Here is a 6834-nt window from a genome sequence, read left to right as displayed (position 1 = left end):
ACACCGGCAATCATCAAGCAAGCACTTGAAGCTGGTCAAGATTTAGAGAGTTTTGCTATCACCGCATAATCAATTTACTTCACGTTTATACCGTGAATGAATATGCAATAAAAAGCCCACATCTACTGTGGGCTTTTTTGTTATTTCACCGTTAAGGATATTGATGTTAGCACTTGTAGAATTGACGATACTTTGTTGTCACTTCTATTACGATTTATTTGTGATTTAACATTTATCTCGCTATCCCATAAATTGCTGTTACAGCATTCAACGTTTCTATTTTGATATAACAGCAACATTAAGGTTATTCTGACGTTGCATATCCATTTGGATTACGGCTTTGCCAGCGCCAAGTATCTTCCATCATATCAGAAAGCCCGCGCTGTGCATGCCAACCCAACTCCTGATCGGCTAATGCCGGTTCAGCGTAACAAACGGCAATATCACCGGCACGACGAGCCACCACACGATACGGCACGGGTTTACCCGATACCTGTTCAAAAGCACGTACCATATCCAGAACTGAATATCCCTGACCGGTGCCTAGGTTGAAGGTAAAAATACCATCGCGATCAGCAATGTAATTCAGCGCTTTTAAATGACCTAAGGCCAGATCCACCACATGAATATAATCGCGCACACCTGTGCCATCGGTAGTAGGATAATCATCGCCAAAAACAGACAATTGCTGTAAACGCCCTACCGCGACTTGTGAAATATATGGCAACAAGTTATTTGGAATGCCATTTGGATCTTCCCCAATTTCACCGCTGATATGTGCGCCTACCGGATTAAAATAGCGTAATAACACCACTGACCAACGCGGGTCTGCAGCAACAATATCACGCAGCATCTCTTCAACCATTAATTTTGAACGGCCATACGGGTTTGTTGCGCTCGTCGGGAAGTGCTCCTGAATCGGTACAGTATGCGGATCACCATACACCGTTGCAGATGAACTAAACACTAAACGAAAGACCCCGGCTTGTGCCATTTCATCGCACAACACCAGCGTACCCGAGATATTATTTTGGTAATAGGCCAGAGGGATCTGTGAAGACTCCCCCACCGCTTTTAAGCCAGCAAAATGAATAACAGATTCAATATTGTGTGTTGCAAAAATAGCGCGCAGCGCACTACGATCACTAATATCAGCCTGATAAAACTGTGCGGTTTTACCGGTCAGTTTTTCAACTCGGCGAAGTGATTCACGGCTGGAATTACACAGGTTATCGATAATAACCACTTCTTCGCCACTATTTAGCAGCTCAAGTACAGTGTGGCTACCAATATATCCTGTGCCACCGGTGACTAAAATAGCCATAAAAAATCCTTATTTTGGGGAATTAAGAGACTGTTTAGCCGCCAATTGTAACAGGTAATCAGAAAACTCTTCGCCCAACTCATTGTGGCGCATTCCGTATTCAACAAACGCTTTCATGTACCCTAATTTACTGCCGCAATCATGGCTACGACCACGAATGTGATAAGCCTCAACCTGCTGAGTTTCCATCAACATAGCAATTGCATCAGTAAGCTGAATTTCATCACCTGCGCCCATTGGCGTTTTTTCAAGTAAAGACCAGATCTCTTGTGGTAAGACATAGCGCCCTACCACCGCCAAATTTGATGGCGCTTCATCTTGTGCTGGTTTTTCAACCACAGCGGTCATCAGATGTGATTCACCCGGTTGTAATTTTGCACCACCACAGTCAGCAACACCGTAATTTGATACATCATCTTCTGGAACGGGTTCAACCATAACTTGACTGATACCGGTATCAGCAAAACGCGTTAACATTTCCGCCAGGTTTTCTGTTTTCGGATTCGCATCAAAGTCATCAATAATGACATCAGGCAGTACCACGGCAAAAGGTTCGTTACCAATTAACGGTTTTGCACACAATACGGCATGGCCCAAACCTTTTGCATGCCCTTGACGAACATGCATGATGGTGACATGTTTTGGGCAAATCGCCTGAATATCTTCCAGAAGCTGACGTTTTACACGTTTTTCAAGTGTGGCTTCTAATTCAAAGCTGGTATCAAAATGGTTTTCAATCGAGTTTTTTGACGAATGTGTAACCAGAACAATCTCAGTGATCCCTGCCGCAATACACTCGCTGACAACATATTGAATCAACGGTTTATCTACAATCGGTAGCATCTCTTTTGGGATTGCCTTGGTCGCTGGCAACATCCGCGTCCCCAAACCCGCGACAGGAATTACCGCCTTGTGAACCTGATAATTAGACATTTGCCATCCTCGCAATAAAACAAATTTTTAAATGTAATCGGTAAAATGTACACGAAACACGGTATACAGAAAATATACGTCTCATGAAATACCACTCCGTATATTTCACAAAAGCCACCTTATTGTGAAGATACCGTAATGGTGAAGAGACTATGTATCTCTATCTCTGTTCTGGATAGAGACAAAATACTGCTCTGTATATTACATGCAATCACAGACTCTCTTGCCATGCACCCATCATGTTTTGAACAAAGTAATAACAGTATGGCTGATTATATCGTGAGTATATCAGCCAATAGTGCGATTAACCGATTCAGCTTCACGTATATGGCTAATCTGAATAACCATAGCGGTTTATTTTTTGTTATTAATGTTAAATTCATTCACATTGCAATATAAGGCATGATGCACCTACCATACAAAGTAAATTAGGGCTTTAAACTGCCAAATGTAATTAATGCGTTATTTTATACCAGCAAAGTAACTCAGAAAAGCGATAAGCTCACCTATCCCCTACACTCTGTTCCCAAAACATACAAAGAGTTACCGAAACAATGATTTGTTTCAAAAATGTTTTAGATTGCAGATTAAACCTCTACGGTGTATATAAAAATGGAGTTTTAAAAAAACAAAAAAGGAAAGTGATGAACAACACACAACATTCCAACTTTTTAGGCCACCCAAAAGGTCTATTTTTACTGTTTAGTACCGAATTGTGGGAAAGATTCTCTTATTACGCAATGCGGGCAATTTTGGTTCTCTATCTCACTGATAAAACAGTGAATGGTGGATTAGGCTGGTCAACAGAAGAAGCACTTAAGCTTTACGGTATTTATACCGGTTTGGTTTACATTACTCCGCTTATTGGCGGCTGGTTAGCAGATAATGTGCTGGGTCAGCGTAAATCGATTTTGATTGGCGGCACCTTGATGGCGCTGGGTCAATTTACGCTGGCATTGCCACATGGCATGTTAAATGGTGCTGATATCACCGCATTTTATGCTGGGTTAGGCTTGCTAATCTGTGGTAACGGTCTATTTAAGCCGAATATCTCCACTATGGTGGGTGATCTGTATCAAGAGGGCGATAACCGCCGTGATGGTGCATTTACTATCTTCTATATGGGGATCAATTTAGGTGCTCTGATTGCAGGTTTGGTTGCTGGCTCTGTATCTACCGCCATGGGCTGGAAATCAGGCTTCTTCTGTGCCGGTATCGGCATGCTGATTGCGCTGGCTGTTCAGCTAATGTTTGCCCGTAAACTGCTGGGAAATATCGGTGTTGTTCCGGCGGCAAAACGTGATAAAGCACTGAATGCTGATCGTAAAGGCCCGCTGACAAAACAAGAAGTTGATCGACTAAAAGTAATTCTAGTTCTTGGTCTGTTTACCATTGTTTTCTGGGCCGGTTTTGAGCAGGCCGGTGGCTTGATGAATATCTATGCCGCTGAGTATACCAACCGAATGATCGGTAACTTTGAAGTACCGACGGCGTGGTTTCAATCATTAAACCCGTTCTTTATTATTACCCTTGCTCCTCTGATTGCCGCTATCTGGGTTAAGCTGGGTCAGCGTGAACCAAGTTCACCGATCAAATTTGCCATGGCGATGTTTATGCTGGCACTGGGCTTTCTTTGCATGATCGGTGCAGTGTTTGATGCCAAGGTATCGGGCAAAGCCAGTATGATTTGGCTGGTTGGCGCCTATTTCTTCCACACGTTGGGTGAGTTGTGTCTATCCCCTATTGGCCTTTCAATGGTGACAAAACTTGCACCACTGCGCCTAGCCTCTTTAATGATGGGTGCATGGTTTGGCTTTAACGCATTGGCAAACTACACCGCAGGGATTATCGGCTCATTTGTTGGCGAATCAGGCCCACTGGCAATTTTTGGTGGTATCGCGATTGCAGCAACCATCGCCGGCCTGATCCTTCTGATGGCATCTGGCAAGCTAATTTCATGGATGCATGGCGCTGAAGGCCGCCGACCGTCACTGCAAAAAGTAGAGGTTAATACTGTTGAGCAACCGTAATAAACATTAATCGCAGATTTGCGATGCGATGATAAGGCAGTAGCACAACCAGAAATAGATAAGGTGTGCTACTGCCGATTAAACAAAATAATATCTGCGGTATCACAAGCTACATTTGCACGAATATCATTTTTACTCAAATCATCAATGTGTTTAGCAGCAGGCCGAGTATTTTGGCCTGCTTTTTTTTCGCTTTGCACGTGTAAATCTAAGTGCCCGTGGTGAAATGATGAAACATTGGCGCTCCATTGTACTGTCTGCAACTTAATGGTCTCAGCCTGTAAACTGCCCTTAAGACCTAACGGCTGAGTAGAGGATAAGCGGTACTTCTCATCTTCTGCCGTCGTGATATCAACACTGATTCCGGCCACGGAGAGTTGCAAGCTTCCGCTCTCTGACTGATAAGAACCAATTAATAACCGAGGATTCATTGTCAGCCCAGCCTGACGAAAAGTCTGATAAATTTTGCGCAAAATATCTTCATGGGTGAGCACAAAATTGAGAGAATCAGGATGGCTCAAAAAACCATTGAAAAGAGTACGCAGTAACAGTGCAGCTACCGGACCATCACGGCCTGCGGCTGACATATCAAAGACATAAAAACCAAACTTATCTGCACTTAACGGTGCTAAATCAAATACCAACCCCATATGATCGGCCTGATTTATCTGTCGGTAACGCACTGATGAATGGCTAATACTCGATTGTACCGGCGGCATCAACTGACGAATCAACTGCACAGAGCCAGCCGGGTTTTGGTGCAACTGCTGAAAATACTCATTAAGCTCTTCGACTTCTAGATCATGGTTTTTTCGGGTTTGCAGCACATCCATAATAGTGGAATGCAAAATATATAAATCATCTAATGGCTTGGTAAGATAATCTGAAGCTCCCGCACGCAATGCATCTGCTACATCAGAAAATTTTTCTGAACCTGAGATCACAATCACCGGTGTTTTATTTCCATGCGCCCGTAAGATCTTAACCAGCTCAATGCCGCCCATCACTTCCATGCTCAGATCGCACAAAATCACATCAGGCTTGTAGTGAGCAAGTTTATCAAGTGCATACTGCCCATTTTGCGCTTCAATGACTGTACCGCCGAACCGCTCAATAAAATGGATGAGTTGTTGCCGAAAGATCGGATCATCGTCAACCAGCATGAAGTGGTAGCCACTAAAATTTATTTTTCCCTGACGCTGATTCTCCGCTTCCATATTCACACCTCCGCATGCCCTACGAGTAAAGTGTGTGCCAAAAAACCAATTAATGCGCGAAATCATGGCTTATTTGACGTTATTTTTGTAAAGAGATCCTATTTTTCATCGCGTAATTGCAAAAAAGCGACAATAGGTTCTAATTGTTCAGAGACTCTTTCCACTGCCCGATAACCTGCATCTATCGCGGCAGCCGCATGGTGAAAATCGAGGGTAGAAATCTGTGTCACATTAGGCTGAATAAGCACATCCGGTGGGTCACCCGCCATTCGGCTTTTTTTCAGTCGGCTTTCGAGTATTTGCATTGATGATGTCATCACGTCTAACGCTGATGGCACATTATCATTTCGCTTTTGTGGCAATATTTTCTCAATTTTATGCCGTAATTTTGCCTGCCAACTCTCATCTTCTGTTTGTGTCAGCTCTATAGGATATGCCGAAAGCATATCTATTTTGGCCATCTGGTGCTCTCGGCCCAAATCGACTGCGATGACAAAATCTGCCCCCATCGCTTTTGCCAGTGAAATAGGAACTGGATTGACGACTGCGCCATCTACCATCCATTTTCCATCGAGCTGCATAGGGGCGAGTAAACCGGGCATACTGCATGATGCTCTGACCGCTTGTTGCAGGTCTCCTTTCATCAGCCAGCGCTCGCGTCCGGTCTCTAGCTCAGTTGCTACTACCGCAAAGGGTTTGATGCAATCTTCGATATTCTTTTTGCCAATTTTTGCAGCAGCAATGTCAAAAACCCGCTCACCACGAATCAAACCGCCTTTTCCCCACTCAAAATCCATCAGCCGGATCACATCCCAATAGCTGAAGTCTTTTACCCATGTTTCCAGTTCGCTAAGCCGGTTGTTGGCGTAAGCTGCACCAACAAACGCACCGATAGAGGTTCCCACCACGATATCAGCTTCTATCCCGCAATCAGATAAGGCTTTTAGTACGCCTATATGCGCCCACCCTTTTGCTGCACCTGCGCCTAGCGCAATGCCAATTTTTATTTTCTCCATAATTTTATGTATACACTCCTGATTGCCGTAAAATAATCGCCATTCCCGTAATATTTTTATGATGAGTAGATGGAAATGAACGAACAAACACTGTGCCCTTGTGGCAGCTTGCAGACTTTCGCGCACTGTTGTAGCCCGTTGCTCGATGGTACTGCGGTAGCCCCGAGTGCAGAAGCGCTGATGCGCTCACGTTATACTGCACACGTAACGCATAATGTTCAGTATATCATTGACACTTATCACCCTTCTCGGCAAGCACAGACTTTTCGTGACGATATTGTGAATGCCTGTGAACAGGTGACATGGCTGGGGCT

At 44.0% G+C, this 6834-nt stretch carries 6 protein-coding genes; 2 read left to right on the top strand and 4 right to left on the bottom strand.

Annotated elements, in window-relative coordinates; translation table 11 throughout:
- Positions 1 to 304: 304 nt before the first annotated feature.
- Together galE and galU are read right to left on the bottom strand one after the other, a co-directional pair.
- On the bottom strand, positions 305 to 1324 hold the full coding sequence (gene galE / locus ACRC27_RS11515; RefSeq protein WP_438639922.1) for a UDP-glucose 4-epimerase GalE: 1020 nt from the start codon (positions 1322 to 1324) through the stop codon (positions 305 to 307).
- A 9-nt stretch (positions 1325 to 1333) separates the two neighbouring features.
- Positions 1334 to 2257, bottom strand: coding sequence for a UTP--glucose-1-phosphate uridylyltransferase GalU (galU, locus tag ACRC27_RS11510; RefSeq protein WP_438631176.1), 924 nt, complete (start codon positions 2255 to 2257; stop codon positions 1334 to 1336).
- Positions 2258 to 2901: 644 nt separating this feature from the next.
- Between galU and ACRC27_RS11505 the strand changes: the two genes are divergently transcribed.
- Positions 2902 to 4287 carry a peptide MFS transporter gene (locus tag ACRC27_RS11505; RefSeq protein ID WP_438631174.1) on the top strand — a complete coding sequence of 462 codons (1386 nt, stop codon included), beginning with the start codon at positions 2902 to 2904 and terminating at the stop codon, positions 4285 to 4287.
- A gap of 68 nt (positions 4288 to 4355) precedes the next feature.
- Here ACRC27_RS11505 and ACRC27_RS11500 read toward each other — a convergent pair whose 3' ends face one another.
- Together ACRC27_RS11500 and rssA are read right to left on the bottom strand one after the other, a co-directional pair.
- Complete coding sequence (locus tag ACRC27_RS11500; RefSeq protein ID WP_438639921.1) at positions 4356 to 5504, bottom strand: response regulator; 1149 nt, start codon at positions 5502 to 5504, stop codon at positions 4356 to 4358.
- Positions 5505 to 5602: 98 nt separating this feature from the next.
- The gene (gene rssA / locus ACRC27_RS11495; RefSeq protein ID WP_438631170.1) at positions 5603 to 6520 is read right to left on the bottom strand and encodes a patatin-like phospholipase RssA; all 918 of its coding nucleotides are present in this window, start codon (positions 6518 to 6520) and stop codon (positions 5603 to 5605) included.
- Positions 6521 to 6595: 75 nt separating this feature from the next.
- Between rssA and ACRC27_RS11490 the strand changes: the two genes are divergently transcribed.
- Positions 6596 to 6834, top strand: a 239-nt coding sequence (locus ACRC27_RS11490; protein WP_438639920.1) for a YchJ family protein, incomplete at its 3' end; no start/stop codon positions are given.

Origin of the sequence: Plesiomonas sp., assembly GCF_051650925.1 — a bacterium.
Lineage (GTDB): Bacteria > Pseudomonadota > Gammaproteobacteria > Enterobacterales > CAMTGL01 > Plesiomonas.
Note: the sequence above shows the minus strand (reverse complement) of the source record. Positions and strands in the feature narration are given on the sequence as shown.

Coding starts and splice junctions, on each gene's coding strand:
- galE (WP_438639922.1), bottom strand. CDS start 1,324: ATGGCTATTTTAGTCACCGGTGGCACAGGATATATTGGTAGCCACACT.
- galU (WP_438631176.1), bottom strand. CDS start 2,257: ATGTCTAATTATCAGGTTCACAAGGCGGTAATTCCTGTCGCGGGTTTG.
- ACRC27_RS11505 (WP_438631174.1), top strand. CDS start 2,902: ATGAACAACACACAACATTCCAACTTTTTAGGCCACCCAAAAGGTCTA.
- ACRC27_RS11500 (WP_438639921.1), bottom strand. CDS start 5,504: ATGGAAGCGGAGAATCAGCGTCAGGGAAAAATAAATTTTAGTGGCTAC.
- rssA (WP_438631170.1), bottom strand. CDS start 6,520: ATGGAGAAAATAAAAATTGGCATTGCGCTAGGCGCAGGTGCAGCAAAA.